Consider the following 16,993-nt stretch of genomic DNA (forward strand, 5'->3'; position numbering starts at 1 on the left):
GTCATCGTGAAGGGAAACGATGAGCACATCCCCCACCGAGAACCCGGGCCTGCCGCCCGGCCTCGAACCGCTCTCCGAGACCGACCCCCGTCTGATCGGCCCCTACCGGCTCTTGGGTCGGATCGGGGCGGGAGGGATGGGCGTGGTGTACGCGGCGCTGGACCCCGGTGGCCTCTGCGTCGCGCTCAAGACCGTCCACGCGAAGTACGCGGATCGGCCCGGACATCGGGAGGCGTTCGCACGAGAGGTCGAGATGCTGCGCCGCGCCGACGGGGTCAGCACCGCCCGAGTGCACGGCGCGGACCCGACGGCGCCGGTGCCGTGGCTGGCCTTCGACTACGTGCCCGGCCGGGATCTGCGTCGCCACGTGCGCGAGTTCGGCCCTTTGACCGGTGACATGCTGCGCACGTTCGCCTTGGGCGTGGCCGAAGGGCTGGCCACCCTGCACTCGGCGGGGATCGCGCATCGCGACATCAAGCCGGGCAACGTCATCCTGGCCCCGGACGGGCCCAAGATCGTGGACTTCGGTATCGCGGTCGAGGTCGGCACCGACCCGGAGCGGGACGCCTCGGCCTCCTACGGGACCCCGGGCTGGTCCGCGCCCGAACGCTACACCGGCGCCGTCGCCGATCCGGCGGCGGACGTGTTCGCCTGGGGCGGGCTGGTGGCCTTGGCCGCCACCGGCCGCGCCCCCTTCGGGAAAGGGGACGCGGCGGAGTTGGCCGCACGGGTCCAGGCGGGCGACCACGACGTCGAAGGGGTCCCCGAGGAGCTGCTGTCCCTGGTGGAGCGGGCGCTGTCGGTGCTCCCCGCCGAACGGCCCACCGCGTTCGACCTCCTGACCGCTCTGCTGCCGCCCGCCACGATGGAGTCGAACGTTCAGGCCGGGCCGGACTCCGACCGCGCCCGTACGCAGCGGGCGCTGCGCGGGATGCTGGCCGACTACTGGCACGGCGTGGACTCGGCCGGTCACGACCCGGCCCGTTGGGCCGCCGCGCTGGGAACCGTCTCCGCGGCGGGTCTGGGCGTGGCCGGGGCGGGGACCCTGGGCGCCGGCGCGGGCACCGGAGCGACCACGGGGGTGTCCGCCGCGGGTGTGGCGGGAGGAGCCGTGGGCAAGGCCGGTGGCGCCGCGGCCGGCGGAGGGTCGCTCGGCGCGGGCGCGACCGGTGGCGGTGGGCTGCTCGGAGTCCTGGGCGGGACCAAGGGCCTCGTCGCCGCTCTGGGGACGTTGACGCTGGTCGGCGGGTTGGCGGCGGGAGGGGTCTGGTATCTCGGGAACGACGCTCCGGCCGAGGAGGCGGCCGCCGAGGAGCCCGAGGAGGCCGGCCTCGCCATCGACGTGGACCCGGAGGACGGTACGGCCGTGGTCGCCGAGGCCTTCACTCTGGCGTTGGAGGCCGACAGCTTCACCACCTACGACTTCGTATACGCGAGTGGTCTCGGTGACAGACCCGCCGGCTACTACGTTCAGACAGGGGGGCCGGTCCCCGCGATCCTCGTGAACAACTACATGATCACCGGCGGGAGCATGGCTCTGGGGGAGGGTCTGGACGATGTCGTGTACTTTTCCAACACGTCCTTCGACCCCGGTGAAGCGCCGGAGCGCGAGTACTACCGGTCGGACGGGTACGGGACCAGCGCGCCGGAGCACCCCCGAGAGCTTTGGGAGGAGCTTCTCGACGTGGTGTTCGCCTATCTGGAACCGGTCGATCTGATCTACGAGGGCACCGGTACGACCCCGACGGAGTTTCTCCCCGACGAGTTCTTCGCCTATGGCCAAGTGTTGGAGCGGCCGGGGCATCGATATACGGGCACCTATATCGAAGAGGATTACCTGGATTACGGGGACGTGGAGGCCACACTGGAGTTCTGGGTCGATGAGGCCGGGTATCCGTTGTACTTCGATCAGAACGTCTCGCCGGGAGGAACGGACCCGGACACCGGGAGACCCGTCGAACACGGGTATCGCGTCGAGTTCGCCGGTTTCGATCAACCGATCGACCTCTACGTCCCCACCGCGGACGAGATCCGGGACGAACCTTCGTGATCTTCAGGCGGCGCCCCCGCCTCTTCGGAGATGACGGGCCCCGGCGCCGTTACGGCACCGGGGCCCGTGCGCGCTAGGCGCCCTTCAGGTTCTCCTTGAGGAAGTCGACCTGGAGCAGCAGCAGGTTCTCCGCGGTCACCGGGTCGGCGGGGCTGTGCGTCACGCCGGCGAGCGGCAGCACGGTGTGCGGACGGCCGGCGGCGAGAAGGGCCTCCGACATGCGCTGGGTGTGCGCGAACACGACGTTGTCGTCGATGAGCCCGTGGACGAGCATCAGCGGACGTCGCAGTTCTGCGGCGTCCGAGACCAGCGACAGACGCTCGTACACCTCCTTCTGCTCCTGAGGCGTGCCCAGGTAGCGTTCGGTGTAGTGCGTGTCGTACAGCGCCCAGTCGATGACCGGGGCGCCCGCCACCGCCGCGTGGAACACGTCCGGGCGGCGCAGGACCGCCAACGCGGACAAGTAGCCGCCGAACGACCAGCCGTGGATGCCCACTCGGGTCGCGTCCAGGAAGTCGAACCGGCCGAGCGCGTCCTCCAGGGCGGCCACCTGGTCGTCCAGCACCGGGCCGGCCAGGTCGTGGTGGACCTCCTGCTCCCACTCCACGCTCACGCCCGGGGTGCCGCGTCCGTCCGCGATGAGGACGGCGAAGCCCTGCTCGGCGAACCACTGGGCCGTCAGGTAGGCGCCGCGCGCGTTGAGCACCCGCTGGGCGTGGGGGCCGCCGTAGGGGGCCATCAGCACCGGCAGGGATCCCTCGCCCTCCTTCCACCAGGACGGCAGGAGCAGCGAGGTGGGGACGCGACGTTCGCCGGCGAACCAGGTCTCGACCCGGGGCTCGGGCAGTTCGGGGGTCTCGGCGAGGCTCTCGATCTCACCGTGCGTGCGGCGGGTCTCGGTGCTCGCGCCGCGGATCACGTGGGTGCGCACCCCGGTGAAGTCCAGGGAACGGTGCTGGAGCACCAGGGTGTCGCCGCGCAGGCGCCCGGAGAGCAGACCGCCCTCGCCGCCGCCCGGTACCTCCACCGGAAGGCAGGTGCCCTCGCGGGTGTCGGCCAGCCACAGCGCCAGGTCGCCGGGGCGGCCCTCGGGCGAGCCGGAGAACAGTACCCGGTCGCCGTCCACGTCCACCACGCCCCGCAGGTACACGTCGGCGGCGCTCACGGCGTTCTCGCCCACGTACACGCGACGGGCGCCGGTGCCCTCCTCACGGGCGATCCACACCGGGGCTCCCGAGGCGGTGAAGTCCGGAACACCCGGCATGAGCTCCACCCATACCTCGTCGCTCTCGGTGCGCACCGCCGAGACCAGTCCGGTGGCGGGGTCGGAGCTGAACAGGGTGAGGGTCCGCTGGTCGCGGCTCTGGGCGGTGAAGATCAGGGTGGGGTTCCCGTCGGGGCCGGTCGTCCAACCCACGGTGGGCAGGTAGGGCAGCGCCTCCCGGTCCCACTCGATCGGGGCGGGGGTGGGGCGGCCGTCGGCCCGGTAGGCGGTGGGGGAGGGGACGGAGACGACCGCCAGCCGCACGTCCGGGTTGGCGGTGCCCGCCGCCGGATAGCGCAGCGGCTGCGGTTCCCGATCGGGGCGGTTCGGGTCTCCGACGAACCAGCGGTTCACCTCGGACTCGTCGACGCGGCTCACCGCGAGGGAGGCGCCGTCGGGCGACCACCAGAAGCCGCGGACCCGGCCCATCTCCTCCGCGGAGACCAGGTCGGCCAGACCCCAGGTGACGTGCTCGCCGTCCGGCTCCACGAGGATCCGGTCCCGGTCCTCGTCGCCGTTGTCGGTGATGTCGATGACCCGGACCGCGCCCTGGTGCACGTAGGCCACCCGGTCGCCGGCCGGGTCGATCCTCGGGTCCACGGCCGGGGTGGCCACCGGAAGCTCGCGCGGAGCGGTGTCGTCGCCGACCAGGTCGACGTAGAACACGCGACCGGACAGGGTGAACACGGCGCGGGTGAAGGCGTCGTCGACGGTGTAGGAGACGATGCCGCCGCCGTGCTCGCGCATCCGCTCACGGCGGGCGCGCTCCTCCGGGGGGAGGTTCTCGTCGTCCGCGCCGAGCTCTCGGGGGTCGGCGAGCACGGTCACCGCGCCGTTCTCCGGGGTGTACCGCCACAGGCAGGTCGCCGTGTCGGTGCCGTTCCGGCCGCGCAGGAAGGTGACGCTCTCCCCGTCCGGGGAGATCTGGAAGTTGCGGGGGACCCCGATCGTGAAGCGCTGGGTCCGGGCCTGTTGACGAGGAAAGCTCATAGGCCGATTGTGTCCCATCACCTGGACGGGGCGCTGCGGCGGCTTCGACGCCCGGGGAGCGGACCGGTCGAATTCAGGCCTTTGTTCAGGGAAGGCCTGGTCCGGGGGGTATTGTTCGCTGGGTGATGGACAGGCGACTGATGATGGTGCACGCGCACCCGGACGACGAGAGCATCGTCACCGGTGCCACGCTGGCGAAGTACGCGGCCGAGGGGGTCGGGGTCACCCTGGTGACCTGCACCCTGGGCGAGGAGGGGGAGGTCATTCCGCCGGAACTGGCCCACCTGACCTCCGACCGTGATGACCGACTCGGCGAGTACCGGATCGGGGAGCTGGACAAGGCCTGCGGGGCCCTGGGGGTGCGGGACCACCGTTTCCTCGGCGGCCCCGGGCACTACCGAGACTCCGGGATGATGGGCGGCCCCACGAACCGTCACCCCAAGGCCTTCTGGGGCGTGGACGTCGAAGAGCCGGCCGCCCTGCTCGCCGAGATCATCCGTGAGGTCCGTCCCCACGTGCTCGTGAGCTACGACGAGCACGGCGGCTATGGGCACCCCGACCACATCCAGGCCCACCGGGTCACCCGCCGCGCCTGCGCGAAGGCCGGCGAGCGCACCCTCCCCGGCGCCCCTTGGAAGGTGGAGAGGCTCTACGCGATCGCGCAGCCGGTCTCCCGGATCGAGGCCTCCATCGCCCGCCTCAACGAGGAGGCGGGGCCCTTCACCCCGCCGAGTCGGGTCTCCGACATCGCCCGAGGCACCCCGGACTCGATCGTCACCACCCGGATCGACGCCACCGACCACTGGGCGGCCAAGGCCCTGGCGATGCGCGCGCACGCCACCCAGATCACCGTCGAGGGGGAGCGCTTCGCCCTCTCCAACGACATCGCCCAGGAGATCGACGCGGTCGAGTACTTCACCCTGCTGATGGGGACTCCCCCCAAGCCCGGCCCCGACGGCTACGAGACCGACCTCTTCGCCGGTCTGTGAGCTTCGGGCCGGCCACGGTCCGCCGAGCGCCTACCCTCGGTTTCCGTGAGCACACCTGTTTCCACCCCACAGCCCCAGGGCCGCCGTCCCGTGCCCTCGTTCGTGTCCCCGACGGTGACCGTGCTGTCGTTCCTGGTCCTGATGGCGACAGGGGCGGCCACCGGCGTCCTGTCCGGCTTCGGGGTGTCCTGGTTCGCCCGTGAGTGGCCCCTGGGCGGCCTGGCCCAGGTCAAGGCCGTCGCGGGGGTCCTGCTCCTGCTGGTGGCGCTGTACGCGCTGACCCGGCTGGCCGGCTGGGGGAGCCGCCGTCAGTCCGGGGCACTGGGATTCTCGGCGGGCTTCGCGCTGTCCCTGATGGGAATGATCGGCTATCTGCCCGGCGGGGACATCATCTTCCCCGACGCGATCGTCAACTACGTCTTCCTGTTCGGCTCGATGGTGGCGTTGGCCCTCGGTGTGGTGCGCAGCGCGGCGCCCTTCCAGTGGCCGCCCGCGCCCACCACCGGAGAGAACGGAGCGGGGCGGATCGACGCTCCCGCCGATCCGCCCCGCTCCGTCGGAGACTGAGCCCGCTCAGCCCCAGAACTGCAACAGCAGCTCGCCGTGGAACATCATCCCGGTGATGGCCGGGTTGGGCAGGAGCAGCTCGAACAACGCGTAGAACAGGTCGTCGAAGAGGTCCCGGACCACCGGCAGCCAGAGCACGGCGAACACGGCGATCGAGCAGAAGAGGCCGTTGGCCGCCACGAACGCGGTCCAGCGCGTGCCGCGGAAGGCGGCCAGGACGTGGTAGCCGTCCAGGCCGGGCAGCGGCAGCAGGTTGACCGCCGCGCTGGTCATGTTGGCGAAGGCCAGGAAGGCCATCGAGGAGATCGCCCAGTTCACGCTGTCCTGGCCCGCCGGGACCAGGATCGACACGGTGAACGCCAGCACCGCGGACAGCAGCAGGCTCGCCAGCGGTCCGGCCAGGGCCACCATGACCCGGCGACCGCGACCCGGGATGTTCTCCCATTCCACGTAGGTGGGGGGCCCGTTCAGACCGAAGCCGCCCAGCCCCAGGTAGGCCGTGGGCAGCACGAGGCCACCGAAGGCCTGCCGGTATCCGAACGGGTTCAGCCGCAGGTAGGCGCTTCCCCGCAGGGAACGATCGCCGGCCAGGTAGGCGGCCAGGGCGTGGGCGAACTCGTGCACGGCCACCGACACGATCCAGCCGAGCAGGATGAGCAGGGGCGGGATGAACGGGGTGACCGCCGCGCCGTCGGCGGCCCAGTCCAGTTCCACGGCGCGCCAGGACAGCCAGCCCGCGAACCCGGCCAGGCCCAGGACGAGCAGGAAGAGGGGGCTGGGCAGGAAGTCGGCCGGTCCCCGCGAGGGGGTGTCGGACTCCGCGCTCTCGGGAGTCTCACCGGACTCATCGGAGGCGGTCGCGTCGCCCTCGCGTCCCTTCTCGGAACCGCCGTCCTCGTCCGCCCCGACCCCCGATCTGTTCAGGGCGTCCTCGGGCATCCGGGACCACGGATCGGCGGAGCGGGCCTCGTCGCCGCTGCCGGGGTCCTCGGCGTCGGGAACGGTCGTGTTCTCGGGTTCCGTCTGCTGGGGTGACTCGGGCGTGGGCATGAGGCTCCTGCTGGTCGCGGGTGGTTCGCGCTCCAGGTTAGGCCCTGATTTCGAGCTCCGCGCAGCGGGTGCCCTCACGCGGAGTGGTCGTACGGGCAGGGTCAGACGACGGCGCGAGGGGACACCGCGGACCTGTGCAGACAGGCCAGGGCGAACGATCGTCCCACCGGGGTCAGTTCGCGACGGCCCACGCTCTCGTCCCCCACGACCAGCCCGAGCGCCTCCAACAACCAGCCCACGGCCATCACCATGGCGCGTATCCGATCGGAGGAGTTCTCGGCCGTGCGGCGGTGCGCGGCCGCGTGCCGGCCGGAGGCCACAGGGGGTTCGAACGGACGCCACCCGGACTCGGTGAGCACCCGCTCGGCGGCCTCGGCGTCGGAGGTGCCCCGCCGGGCGTGGGACCCCAGTCCTTGAGGGGAGCGGGTCAGCAGCAGCCCCAGAAGGGTCTCCGCGGCGGCCTGTTCCAGACCGCCGCCCCGTCCCAGGGCCTCGGTGGCGGCGACCCACAGGGAATCGGGGTCCTCGCGCAGCCGCCTGCCGCGGCGGGTGAGTTCGAGTCGGCGTCCGGATCGACGGACCGCGCGCATGGACCTCAGCACCTGGTGCAGAGCGATGAGCTGGGTGGCGTCGGTCTCGTTGCGCGGCGGGTCGGGTGTGGTGCGCCAGCCGAAGTCCTCGCACATGAGTCTGACCACGCCGGGGGAGATGTAGCCGATCTGGGTGAGGGAGATGCCCTCCGCCGCCAGATCGAGCAGACGGCGTAGCGGGGCCATGGCGGTCTCGGCGTCCCTGGGGGTGTCCGCTCCGGCGATGATCTGTCCGACCAGAGGCCACAGGTGCTGCCGGTGCGGGTGGGCGGAAGAGCCCAGCCAGGCGCGGACACGCTCCTCGCGGATCCGGTCCAGCCGGCTCAGGCCGTGCCGGTCGGGCTGGGTGAGGAAGGAGCGGGCGAAACGCTCCTGCGCGGGTCGCCAGCCGCGCTTGCCCGGCCGGATGTCACCGAGGGAGACCGCCAACTCCAGGGCCGCGGCGGTCTCGCCGCGCACGGTCAGTTCCACGTCGCCGACGGCGGTGCCCCAGGTCAGTTCGGGAAGGTCGGGGGGCTCCACCCCGGATTCCCACATGAGCCGCTCGTACATGGCCAGGGCGGCGTTGTGGTCGCGTTCGTACAGGTCCAGCAGGGCGGCGGTCTCGGGGGAGGAACAGACACCGGCGTAGCGGAACAGTTCGAGGAGTTGGAACAGCCGCCCCAGGGAACCCACGGCCAGCCGACGGTCCTCGGGGGAGTTCTGGAACCTGAGGGGGAGTTCGTACCAGCAGAGACGCTGGACGGCGTGTTGATGGAGCCGTTCGAGATCCTGCTCCGGGGCCAGGGTGTGCAGTGCAATGGCCGCCATCTCCGCCGACCGCTCGTCCCTACGGGCCAGTTCGGCGAGAGCCGACGCGACCGCCTCCCTCATGGTGGGCACCACCTCCCCGCGTGCCTAGGGCCCGTCCGTCCGGGGAACAGGACGTCCGGGCACGGTGCTTCGTTGTCGGCCCGAGGTCACGGTTGGGGGGCGCCGTCGACAGGGCTCAGCCTCTCCTACCCGGGAAAGGGTGAAGAATGCCGTGATGTGGGGTCTAGGGACGCTCACCCCGCCGTCGTGGGGGTACGGGGGGAACGACACGGCTGGCGACGATGGCGTTCTCGGCGACCTCGACCGTCGACTCGTCCCTGCGTCGCACGGTGAGGATCCCCTCGGACCAGGACTCCACCACACCGACGATATCGGTGAAGCCCCCTTCGGGGAGGGTGATTCGCAGGGAGACGCGCCGACCGACGTCGTCCCGTGTGATTCTGTGGACCAGCCGGCCCCGCAAGTGCATGATTCCCGCCCCCGAGTGTGCGCCGAATGTCGTCCGGCGCCATACTAGGACGACGACATCTGTGCCAATAGCTTGCAGAGCCGGGAGCACGGGCGACGCCCGCACGTCGATCGTGGCCCCGGGAACTCTGAAGGTCCCCGCCTCCCCCGTGGGTGAGCGGGGGTGAGACAAGGAGTACGACGTGACCTACGTCATCGCGCAACCCTGTGTTGATGTTCTGGACAAGGCGTGCATCGACGAGTGCCCCGTGGACTGTATCTACGAGGGCGACCGCATGCTCTACATCCACCCGGACGAGTGCGTTGACTGTGGTGCGTGCGAGCCGGTGTGCCCCGTCGAGGCCATCTACTACGAGGACGACCTGCCCGAGCAGTGGTCCGAGTTCTACAAGGCCAACGTCGACTTCTTCGACGACCTCGGCTCGCCGGGCGGCGCCTCCAAGGTCGGCAAGATCGACCGCGACCACCCGATCGTCGCCAAGCTTCCTCCGCAGGCCGAGTGAGCGACGCTACGCCAACGCATCCCCTTGGCGCAGAGGTCGCGTGGGCGTGAGGCCTGCCCCGAGCGTGATGTGTCGCGCCGATCCCCGAGGCGGGGTCGGCGCGACGCTGTTGTGCGGAGAAGGAACCACAGCTTCCGAACAGGATGGAGAACGCCCCGATGGGTGAACGGCGACCGGTGACCGATCGTCTCCCGACCTTTCCCTGGGACCGTCTGACGCCGTACAAGACGACGGCCTCGGCCCACCCCGACGGCATCGTCGACCTGTCCGTCGGCACCCCGGTCGACCCGGTCCCGGCGAACCTGCGCGAGGCGCTGGCCGCCGCCGCGGATTCGCCCGGATATCCGCTGACCTGGGGGACGCCCGAGCTGCGCGCCTCCATCCAGGGCTGGCTGGAGCGCCGCCACGGCGTGCGCGTGGCCGAGGGCGCGGTGCTGCCGACGGTGGGCTCCAAGGAGCTGGTGGCCTGGCTGCCGACCCTGCTCGGCCTGGGCGAGGGCGACACGGTGGTCCTGCCCGAGCTGGCCTACCCCACCTATGACGTGGGGGCGCGGATCGCCGGAGCCACCCCGGTGGCCACCGACGGCCTCACCGCGCTCGGTCCGGCTCCGGTACGACTGGTGTGGGTGAACTCCCCCGCCAACCCGACCGGGCGGGTCCTGGGCAAGGACCACCTGCGCAAGGTGGTGGCCTGGGCCCGCGAGCACGGCGCCATCGTCGCCTCCGACGAGTGCTACCTCGACCTGGGCTGGGAGGAGGACGCCGAGCCGATCTCGATCCTGCACCCGGACGTCTGCGGCGGTTCGCACGAGAACCTGCTGGCCGTGCACTCGCTGTCCAAGCGTTCCAACCTCGCGGGGTACCGCGCGGCCTTCGTCGCGGGCGACCCCGAGTTGGTCGCGGAACTGTTGGCGGTGCGCAAGCACGCCGGGATGATCGTTCCCGCCCCGGTCCAGGCGGCCATGCGCGCGGCTTTGGACGACGACGCCCACGCGGCCGAGCAGAAGGAGCGTTACCGCGCCCGCCGTGCCCGGCTGCGCGCGGCCTTCGAGGGCGCGGGCTGGCGGATCGAGCATTCCCAGGCCGGCCTGTACCTGTGGGCGAGCCACCCGGACCACGATTCCTGGGGGGCGGTGGGCGCGCTCGCCGAACGCGGCGTCCTGGTCGCCCCGGGCGCCTTCTACGGCACGGCGGGCGAAGGTCACGTACGGGTGGCCTTCACCGCCACCGACGAGCGTGTCGACGCCGCCGTCGAGCGCCTGGCGAAGTGATGTGAGGCCCGTCCGGGCGTCGGGGTCTCCCCGGCGTCCGGCGGTGCTCAAGGACGTCCGGTCGGACGGACCAGGCAGAACTCCGTTCCCTTCGGGGTCGCGCATGACCCGGAACGCCCCCTGGGCGTCGGTGACGGTCTCGCCCACGGCGGTCGCCCCCAGCGCGAGCAGCCGCTCCGCGGGCGGATCCTGGGGCGTCGACTAGCGGAGCACGAGGCGTCCGTCGGTGCCCTCCTCCAGCTCGGTCCACTGCTCGGCGCCGTCCATGCCGTCCGAGGCGCGCCACCGCAGGTTCTCGTAGCTCACGGAGGACAGACCGTACTCCTCGGCGTGCGTCACGGCCCACTGGGCCATCGCCCGACCGAGGTCGCCGGTCCTCGGCTCGGAGTCCACCGGAAGGACGGCCGGATCGGTGCCGAACACCCGGGCGATCTCCTCCTCGGCCCCGGCCGTGTCGGCCTCGCCCTCGCGCAGCGCCTCCGCCGTCTCCGCGTCGAACCAGCAGGTCACGTCGGTCCCCTCGCCGCCGGTGAATGCCTCGGCCATCCTCCTGGACAGGGCCTCGTGCTGGTCGTAGGCGAACCCGTGGGCGCTGCGCTGCACCTGCTGCGCGGCCTCGTAGACCGGCATGTCCTCCCAGCCGTCCACCTCGATCAGCGCGTCGTAGAACGACCGGCTGGCGAACACCGGGTCCATGATCTCCTCGGGGTCGCCCCATTCCTGGGACGGGCGCTGCTGGAACAGACCCACCGAGTCCCGGTCCCCGTACCCGATGTTGTAGAAGCGCGATTCCTGCCACACGGTCGCGTAGGCGACGGTCACCGCCTCCTCGGGCAGGTCCCGGCTGTACGCGACACCGCCGACGGTCGTCATGTTCACGGCCTGGTCCGCTTCCAGGTCGTAGGTGCCGTCCGACAGCGTCAGACGGCATCCGGGCTCGGGAGCCTCCTCCGTGTTCAACGGCTCGAACGTGGTCAGCACGTAGTAGGCGCCGGCCACGAACAGGGAGCAGACGAAGGTCAGGATGAGGAGGATCTTGGCGAACGCGGAGAACTTCCTGCGTTTACTGGGCACGGGCGAACCAAGGGTCGGCGACGGGTGGGACGCACGTATCGCCCCCGCGGCGTGCGGGGCCGAGGCCGTGCGCCGGGCCGCCGGGGAGATCCTTCGGAGGGATTCCGTGAGGAGGGCGGCCGGCGGGCCTCGGCCGCATTGTAGTAGGAGCTACGAAGACTCATAGGAAGGCTTCCCGAGGCGGGGCCGCCCCGGTGACCGATCCCTCGCCACAGGTGGGCGGGGTGGATACGGCCCACCCCCGATGAGCGACTAACGTGGGTTCACATGACCAGCTCGTACACCAGTCCGCTGCCCGACCAGATCGACGAACTCTGGGAGCGGCGCTCCGAACTGACCCCCGACCACTCCGAGGCGCGTGAGATCATCACCGGCGCCATCGACCAGATCGACGAGGGCAAGGCCCGTGTGGCCTTCGTCGACCCCGCCACCGACGGTGTGGTGGTCGACGAGCGCGCCAAGCGTTCCATCCTCCTCGGCTTCAAGGTCCTGGACATGAAGGAGTCGACGGTCGGCGACTTCTACCACCACGACCGCATGCCGCTGAAGACCCGCTTCGACGGTGTCCGCGTCGTCGCCGGCGCGATCGCCCGCTGGGGCTCCTACCTGGCCCCCGGCGTGGTCCTCATGCCGTCCTTCACCAACATCGGCGCCTACGTCGGCTCGGGCACCATGGTCGACACCTGGGCGACCGTCGGTTCCTGCGCGCAGGTCGGCGAGAACGTCCACCTGTCCGGTGGCGTGGGCGTCGGCGGCGTCCTGGAGCCCCCGCAGGCCTCCCCGGTGATCATCGAGGACGAGGCCTTCCTGGGCTCGCGCAGCATGGTCGTCGAGGGCGCTCGGGTGCGCAAGGGCGCCAAGCTCGGCGCGGGCACCATCCTCACCTCCTCCACGCGCGTCTTCGACGCCGAGACCGGTGAGGAACTGGCGCGCGGCGAGGCCCCGGCCTGGTCGGTGTGCGTCACCGCCAACCGGACCAAGAGCTTCCCCGGCGGCGACTTCGGCATGCCGGTGCTGCTGGTGCTCAAGCGTCTGGAGGAGGGGCAGGAGCACGACAAGCTCGCCCTGAACGACCTCCTGCGCGAGCACGGCGTCAACGCCTGACGTCCGACGCGTTCGGATCCGGGGCGTCCTTCCGCACGTGGGAGGGCGCCCCGTCGCGTGTTCTAGGGTGTTCCAGGTGCCTGCCGCGCACTCGGGGCGCGCACGCACCGAACAGGACGCGAACCCACACCCAGTGAAACGGGGCGACACCATGCTGGACCTGACCTCGGACGTGGCGGACCTGACCGCCGCCCTCGTGGACATCCGTTCCGAGAGCGGTGACGAGAAGAACCTCGCCGACGCGGTCGAGAACGCGCTGTCGACCCTCTCCCACCTCACGGTCACCCGTGACGGCGACGCGGTCGTCGCCCGCACCGAACTGGGACGCGACCGTCGTGTCGTGATCGCCGGTCACCTCGACACCGTGCCGATCGTCGACAACGTGCCCTCCCACGTGGACGGCGACCGGCTCTACGGGTGCGGAACCTCGGACATGAAGGCCGGTGTGGCCGTCCAGCTCAAGCTGGCCGCCCTGGTCACCGAGCCGGTCCACGACCTCACCTTCGTCTTCTACGACAATGAGGAGGTCGACGCCTCCCTCAACGGCCTCCTGCGGTTGAGCCGCAACCACCCCGAGTGGCTGGCCGGCGACTTCGCGATCCTCATGGAGCCCACCGACGGCATGATCGAGGGCGGCTGCCAGGGCACCATGCGCGTGGACGTGAAGGCCACCGGCAAGCGCGCCCACAGCGCCCGCTCCTGGAAGGGCGAGAACGCCGTCCACAAGGCCGGGGCGATCCTGGACGTCCTGCGCGCCTACACGCCTCGACAGCCCGAGGTCGAGGGTCTGGCCTTCCACGAGGGTCTCAACGCCGTGTTCATCGAAGGCGGCGTGGCCGGCAACGTCATCCCCGACGAGTGCGTGGTCAAGGTCAACTACCGCTACGCCCCGGACCGTTCTCCGGCCGAGGCCGAGGCGCACCTGCGCGAGGTGTTCGCCGGCTTCGAGGTGACCCTCACCGACTCCGCCGCCCCGGCCCGCCCCGGACTGGACGACCCCTCGGCCGCCGCGTTCGTCACCGCGGTGGGGGACGGCCGGGCGCGCGCCAAGCTCGGCTGGACCGACGTCTCCCGCTTCTCCGAGCTGGGCGTTCCCGCCGTCAACTACGGTCCTGGCGACCCGATGCTGGCCCACACCAGGGACGAGTACGCGACGATCTCGCAGATCCGCGAGGCCGAGGAGCGCATGGTCGCCTGGCTCACCGCCCGGGACTGACCCCCGAGCGCGTGACCCGCGGCGGCCATCAGTGGCCACCCGCGGGTCACACGCGATTCAGGTGTGAGGCGCCTCCGTCCGGATAGTTTTACGTGCATGACGGAAGAAGAGAACGTGAGGCGCGCCGGACCGCTCACCTACCGCGGCAGCGCCATCCCCGCCACCACCACCGACCAGCGTCTGCTCGACCGCAGGGGCCCCACCGACTGGGTGCACACCGACCCCTGGCGGGTACTGCGCATCCAGTCGGAGTTCGTCGAGGGCTTCGGGCTGCTGTCGGAGCTCCCCTCCGCGGTGAGCGTCTTCGGCTCGGCGCGGATCCGGCCGGACAGCGAGTACTACCGGCTGGGCGAGCAGGTCGGGGCCCGGCTCGCGGAGGCGGGCTACGCCACCATCACCGGGGGTGGCCCCGGCATGATGGAGGCGGCCAACAAGGGGGCCCAGCAGGCGGGCGGTCTGTCCGTCGGGCTCGGGATCGAGCTGCCCTTCGAGCAGTCCCTCAACCCCTATGTCGACATGGGCGTCACCTTCCGGTACTTCTTCGTCCGCAAGACGATGTTCGTGAAGTACTCGCAGGCCTTCGTGGTACTGCCCGGCGGGTTCGGCACCCTGGACGAGCTGTTCGAGGCCATCACCCTGGTCCAGACCAAGAAGGTGACGCGTTTCCCCGTGGTGCTCGTGGGCACCGAGTTCTGGGGCGGTCTGCGCGACTGGGTCGAGTCCAGCCTGCTCAAGCACAACCTCATCTCGCCCCAGGACATGGACCTGCTGTACATGACCGACGATCCCGACGAGGTGATCTCCGTGATCCAGCGGTCCCACCGCCACCTGGAGGACACGTTCGAGCGGGACCGCCCCGGCCCGTCGAGCTGATCCGGAAGACGGAAGGGCGGGGCCGGGCTCAGACCAGGCCGCGGCGGACGGCGGCGGGCGGACGCTCGCCTCGGATCGACGCGACCATGTCCAGGGCCCGACGCACCCGCTCGGGATGGTCGGTGACGAACACCCGCGCACCGGCCCAGGCGTAGACCGAGGCGAGCGCGACCTCCTCGGCCGCCTCCACCGGGACCGTGCCCGCCAGGGCGGGTGCCGGGACGGTGGTCGGCTCGGTCGGGGCGGCACTCGTCTCGGGAGCCGGGTCGCAGCGGACCAGGACCGGGGTGCCCGACGCCGCCAACTCCTCGACCCGGGCCCTCGACGGTCGGCGCCCGGCGTCGATCGCGCGGGAGACGACCGGGTCGGCGGAGGAGCCCTCGGCGGTCGCGAGGTCCTCGGGTGTCAGGACTCGGAAGGGTTCGTTCGGCACCCGCCGAGTCTCCCACGCTCCGGCACTCCCGGGACAGGGGACGTGTGTGGCACGATCGGAGCCGTGCCCTACTTCATCATGATCCTGGTCGCCGTCGCCGCGCTCGCCGTCCTCGTGGGAGTGGTCTACGTCGTACTCGGCAAGGGCGGGGGGCTCGCCCGGTTCGAGGCCGACTTCCCCCCACTGGACCTGCCCGATGGGCGCCCGGTCGGCTCCCGTGACCTGTCCGGCCTGCTGTTGCCGTTGTCACTGTGGGGCTACCACGTGCGGGCGGTGGACGCCCTGCTGCTGAGGTTGACCTCCACCCTGCGCGAGCGTGAGGAACGCATCGCGGACCTGGAATGGCGTCTGGCCCGCCTCGACCCCTCCTACGTGCCGCAGGGCACCGGCCCCGCGCCCGGCGCCCACCTGCCGGGCGACTTCCCGGAGGGCGTCGAGGAGATCACGCCGAAGGACGAGGACGCGAACGTGGAGCGGGCCGCCGAGGCCGAGGCGACGGAGCCGAGGACGGACCGGGTCGAGGCCCCCGTGGACCCGGCCGAGTACGCCCCCGAGGGGGACGGCGCCACCGTCGGCGGTGGCCGGGGCGAAGAGCGTCCCTGAACCGTCTCCCGAACGGCGCGTTCGTCGGCTCGGACCCTGCCGGTGAGCGGCGCGGAAGAGCCGTGACACGCCTCGACGCGGCCGAGAACGGGATGCCGTGCGTCACACCCTCACCCCCCTCGCGGTCCGAGGGGGGTGGTCCGTGTGCTCTATTCTCGTTCGCTGTACATGCGTACCCCCGCTCCGCCGGAGCGGGGCGGACCATCGGTGAGGATGGCGAGGATGGACACAGCAGCCGAACTCAGGGCGGGCGAGGAGGACGGATCGGGGAGCTCCCCCACCCCGGTGCGCCAGATGTCCCTATGGCCGCCGCCCCGCTCGAACCGGCACTCCGGCAAGCGTCGGCGCCGCTTCACCCGGCTGGCCGTGGTGACCTTCGCGCTCGTGCTGGCGGCCGGAGGAACGGCCGCCGCATGGACCCTGTGGGGCCCCTCCGACGAGGGGCCGGCCACGGTCACCTCCGACCCCGAGGAGTTCGTCGGGTCCTGGTCGGGGCGGATGAACCAGGTCGACACCGACGGCCGACCGGTGGCGGAGTGGGACGCCGAGGTGCGGATCGAGGACGGGGCCGAACGCGGCACCAGTTCCTGGACCACCTTCTCCTGCTCCGGCACGCTGGAACTGTCCGCGCGCGACGGGGACCGACTGGTGTACACCTACACCGAGATCGCCGACCCCGACGAACGCTGCGTGGACGAGGCCGAACTGACCCTGTGGCCCGACTCGGGCCCGGGACTCAACGCGGAATGGGCCTCGATCACCCGCGAGGGGACGCGCATGGTCTCCACCGGAACCCTGGACTGAGAACGCGCGAGGCGGACCCCGGTCTCGGCCGGATCCCTTCTTCCGGAAGACGTCCGAACACCACCGGAACCCCTGAGGACAGGGCCGTCGGAGCGCGTAACGCGCTCGTCGAGATCGGGTGTCGGGCGGGATCGATATAACCTTACTGATCGAAGCCTCCTCGTTATCGGTGGCGGTCCGACTGTCGCCTGGCGCACATACACGGGCCGACCTCCGAGATAATGGGCGAAGAGTGATTCACGTCCCTTAAGTCACATGGGCACGAGTCACACGAACCCGGCCCACGGCCGCGGATCCGGGACACACACGTGGATCGGCGCCGACATCGTGG

16 protein-coding genes are annotated in these 16,993 nt (G+C 71.2%); 10 read left to right on the forward strand and 6 right to left on the reverse strand.

The annotated features are described in order from the left end of the window. Window positions 1-19 precede the first annotated feature (19 nt). Entirely contained in the window at window positions 20-2,050 is a 2,031-nt protein-coding gene (locus U9J66_RS10655) for a serine/threonine-protein kinase (RefSeq protein ID WP_326337609.1), read from the forward strand. Window positions 2,051-2,123: 73 nt separating this feature from the next. On the opposite strand, the gene U9J66_RS10660 is transcribed toward U9J66_RS10655, so the two are convergent. Continuing rightward, window positions 2,124-4,304: a S9 family peptidase gene (locus U9J66_RS10660; protein WP_326337610.1), complete on the reverse strand. Its 2,181-nt coding sequence runs from the start codon at window positions 4,302-4,304 to the stop codon at window positions 2,124-2,126. Between the two features lie 122 nt (window positions 4,305-4,426). Between U9J66_RS10660 and mshB the strand changes: the two genes are divergently transcribed. After that, window positions 4,427-5,293: an N-acetyl-1-D-myo-inositol-2-amino-2-deoxy-alpha-D-glucopyranoside deacetylase gene (gene mshB / locus U9J66_RS10665; RefSeq protein ID WP_193789587.1), complete on the forward strand. Its 867-nt coding sequence runs from the start codon at window positions 4,427-4,429 to the stop codon at window positions 5,291-5,293. Window positions 5,294-5,338: 45 nt separating this feature from the next. Beyond that, entirely contained in the window at window positions 5,339-5,860 is a 522-nt protein-coding gene (locus U9J66_RS10670) for a hypothetical protein (protein WP_241463279.1), read from the forward strand. A 6-nt stretch (window positions 5,861-5,866) separates the two neighbouring features. On the opposite strand, the gene U9J66_RS10675 is transcribed toward U9J66_RS10670, so the two are convergent. From U9J66_RS10675 to U9J66_RS10685, 3 genes are all read right to left on the reverse strand, one after another. Next, window positions 5,867-6,910 carry a site-2 protease family protein gene (locus tag U9J66_RS10675; RefSeq protein WP_326337611.1) on the reverse strand — a complete coding sequence of 348 codons (1,044 nt, stop codon included), beginning with the start codon at window positions 6,908-6,910 and terminating at the stop codon, window positions 5,867-5,869. A gap of 101 nt (window positions 6,911-7,011) precedes the next feature. After that, window positions 7,012-8,373 carry a hypothetical protein gene (locus tag U9J66_RS10680; RefSeq protein WP_014909873.1) on the reverse strand — a complete coding sequence of 454 codons (1,362 nt, stop codon included), beginning with the start codon at window positions 8,371-8,373 and terminating at the stop codon, window positions 7,012-7,014. A gap of 163 nt (window positions 8,374-8,536) precedes the next feature. Then, window positions 8,537-8,782, reverse strand: coding sequence for a putative acetyltransferase (locus tag U9J66_RS10685; RefSeq protein ID WP_041561707.1), 246 nt, complete (start codon window positions 8,780-8,782; stop codon window positions 8,537-8,539). A 181-nt stretch (window positions 8,783-8,963) separates the two neighbouring features. Between U9J66_RS10685 and fdxA the strand changes: the two genes are divergently transcribed. Next, a complete protein-coding gene (gene fdxA, locus U9J66_RS10690) occupies window positions 8,964-9,284 on the forward strand; it encodes a ferredoxin (RefSeq protein WP_014908468.1) in 321 nt (106 codons plus the stop codon). Window positions 9,285-9,442: 158 nt separating this feature from the next. Beyond that, window positions 9,443-10,555, forward strand: coding sequence for a succinyldiaminopimelate transaminase (gene dapC / locus U9J66_RS10695; RefSeq protein WP_026124793.1), 1,113 nt, complete (start codon window positions 9,443-9,445; stop codon window positions 10,553-10,555). 201 nt (window positions 10,556-10,756) lie between these two features. Here dapC and U9J66_RS10700 read toward each other — a convergent pair whose 3' ends face one another. Continuing rightward, window positions 10,757-11,629 (reverse strand): hypothetical protein, encoded by an 873-nt coding sequence (locus U9J66_RS10700; protein WP_017533433.1) that lies wholly within the window; start codon window positions 11,627-11,629, stop codon window positions 10,757-10,759. A 267-nt stretch (window positions 11,630-11,896) separates the two neighbouring features. Here U9J66_RS10700 and U9J66_RS10705 point away from each other — a divergent pair, with 267 nt between their 5' ends. The 3 genes from U9J66_RS10705 to U9J66_RS10715 all read left to right on the forward strand — a co-directional run bounded on the left by U9J66_RS10705 (window position 11,897) and on the right by U9J66_RS10715 (window position 14,822). After that, window positions 11,897-12,733, forward strand: a complete 837-nt coding sequence (locus tag U9J66_RS10705) for a 2,3,4,5-tetrahydropyridine-2,6-dicarboxylate N-succinyltransferase (protein ID WP_014912853.1) — start codon at window positions 11,897-11,899, stop codon at window positions 12,731-12,733. Between the two features lie 151 nt (window positions 12,734-12,884). Next, window positions 12,885-13,949, forward strand: a complete 1,065-nt coding sequence (dapE, locus tag U9J66_RS10710; protein ID WP_014912867.1) for a succinyl-diaminopimelate desuccinylase — start codon at window positions 12,885-12,887, stop codon at window positions 13,947-13,949. Between the two features lie 96 nt (window positions 13,950-14,045). Further along, window positions 14,046-14,822, forward strand: coding sequence for a TIGR00730 family Rossman fold protein (locus U9J66_RS10715; RefSeq protein ID WP_187294528.1), 777 nt, complete (start codon window positions 14,046-14,048; stop codon window positions 14,820-14,822). A gap of 28 nt (window positions 14,823-14,850) precedes the next feature. Here U9J66_RS10715 and U9J66_RS10720 read toward each other — a convergent pair whose 3' ends face one another. Continuing rightward, window positions 14,851-15,255 carry a hypothetical protein gene (locus tag U9J66_RS10720; RefSeq protein ID WP_326337613.1) on the reverse strand — a complete coding sequence of 135 codons (405 nt, stop codon included), beginning with the start codon at window positions 15,253-15,255 and terminating at the stop codon, window positions 14,851-14,853. A 63-nt stretch (window positions 15,256-15,318) separates the two neighbouring features. Between U9J66_RS10720 and U9J66_RS10725 the strand changes: the two genes are divergently transcribed. Together U9J66_RS10725 and U9J66_RS10730 are read left to right on the forward strand one after the other, a co-directional pair. Beyond that, on the forward strand, window positions 15,319-15,858 hold the full coding sequence (locus U9J66_RS10725; RefSeq protein ID WP_187294527.1) for a hypothetical protein: 540 nt from the start codon (window positions 15,319-15,321) through the stop codon (window positions 15,856-15,858). Window positions 15,859-16,080: 222 nt separating this feature from the next. Then, window positions 16,081-16,662, forward strand: coding sequence for a hypothetical protein (locus U9J66_RS10730; RefSeq protein ID WP_042283158.1), 582 nt, complete (start codon window positions 16,081-16,083; stop codon window positions 16,660-16,662). Window positions 16,663-16,993 lie beyond the last annotated feature (331 nt).

The organism is Nocardiopsis sp. LDBS1602 (assembly GCF_035818715.1).
Classification (GTDB): domain Bacteria; phylum Actinomycetota; class Actinomycetes; order Streptosporangiales; family Streptosporangiaceae; genus Nocardiopsis; species Nocardiopsis alba.

Bases quoted from the DNA above. Each gene is read 5' to 3' on its own strand.
- dapC (WP_026124793.1), top strand. From the start codon at position 9,443: ATGGGTGAACGGCGACCGGTGACCGATCGTCTCCCGACCTTTCCCTGG.
- U9J66_RS10680 (WP_014909873.1), bottom strand. From the start codon at position 8,373: ATGAGGGAGGCGGTCGCGTCGGCTCTCGCCGAACTGGCCCGTAGGGAC.
- U9J66_RS10675 (WP_326337611.1), bottom strand. From the start codon at position 6,910: ATGCCCACGCCCGAGTCACCCCAGCAGACGGAACCCGAGAACACGACC.
- dapE (WP_014912867.1), top strand. From the start codon at position 12,885: ATGCTGGACCTGACCTCGGACGTGGCGGACCTGACCGCCGCCCTCGTG.
- U9J66_RS10730 (WP_042283158.1), top strand. From the start codon at position 16,081: ATGGACACAGCAGCCGAACTCAGGGCGGGCGAGGAGGACGGATCGGGG.
- U9J66_RS10655 (WP_326337609.1), top strand. From the start codon at position 20: ATGAGCACATCCCCCACCGAGAACCCGGGCCTGCCGCCCGGCCTCGAA.
- U9J66_RS10705 (WP_014912853.1), top strand. From the start codon at position 11,897: ATGACCAGCTCGTACACCAGTCCGCTGCCCGACCAGATCGACGAACTC.
- U9J66_RS10715 (WP_187294528.1), top strand. From the start codon at position 14,046: ATGACGGAAGAAGAGAACGTGAGGCGCGCCGGACCGCTCACCTACCGC.
- U9J66_RS10685 (WP_041561707.1), bottom strand. From the start codon at position 8,782: ATGCACTTGCGGGGCCGGCTGGTCCACAGAATCACACGGGACGACGTC.
- U9J66_RS10660 (WP_326337610.1), bottom strand. From the start codon at position 4,304: ATGAGCTTTCCTCGTCAACAGGCCCGGACCCAGCGCTTCACGATCGGG.